The organism is Bradyrhizobium sp. 35, assembly GCF_023073215.1.
In the GTDB taxonomy this organism is placed as follows: domain Bacteria; phylum Pseudomonadota; class Alphaproteobacteria; order Rhizobiales; family Xanthobacteraceae; genus Bradyrhizobium; species Bradyrhizobium canariense_D.
This window is the reverse complement of sequence record NZ_JADPJC010000079.1, coordinates 1-665: the sequence shown is the minus strand read 5'-3', so window position 1 is coordinate 665 and position 665 is coordinate 1. Positions and strand designations below refer to the sequence as shown.

The following is a 665-nucleotide window of genomic DNA, read 5'->3' as shown; positions in this document are numbered from 1 at the left end:
TGATCGGGCGACGCCAGAACCTGTTTTTCAATCGCTGCGAGTTTCGCCATTTCAACGGTCAGATTTTTGAGCCGTTCTTTGATCCGCGTCTTTTTTAACTCCAGTGTTTCCGACGGCTCCTGCCGGTCGGCGGTATCGAGCTGAGCGAGATAGCGCGCAACACTCTCCTCCAATTGCGTGCGCCGCCGCTCGACTTTGCCGCGCGTGAAGTTCTTATCGCGATTATTGACTGCTTTGAATTTGCTGCCGTCGATCGCAACGCTGGTTGTCGCGAGCAAGCCCATCTTGCGGCACACCTCGACGAAGCGCGCGCAGACCTTTTTGATGCCGGGACCATTGTCCTTGCGGAAATCGGCAATCGTTTTGTGATCGGGCGCAAGCCTGGCGAGCAGCCACATCACTTCGACGTTGCGGCCAGCTTCACGCTCAAGCCGGCGGCTCGAATGGACACGGTTGAGATAACCGTAAATGTAGAGCCCTAAGAGCGCGGCCGGATGATACGACGGCCTACCTGTGCCGGCAGGCTCAACGCCACCGAACCCAAGTTCAGCCAGATCGAGGGCTGCAACGAAGGCGTCGATCACGCGAACCGGATTGTCATCTGCAACCCAGTCGTCCAGGCATTCCGGCAACAAAGTAGATTGCCCGCGATCAGCTCCTTGAAC

1 protein-coding gene is annotated in these 665 nt (G+C 57.4%); it reads right to left on the bottom strand.

Annotation, left to right across the window (positions count from 1 at the left end; all coding sequences use genetic code 11):
* Positions 1-665, bottom strand: a 665-nt coding sequence (locus IVB36_RS16155) for a transposase (protein ID WP_247392149.1), incomplete at both ends; no start/stop codon positions are given.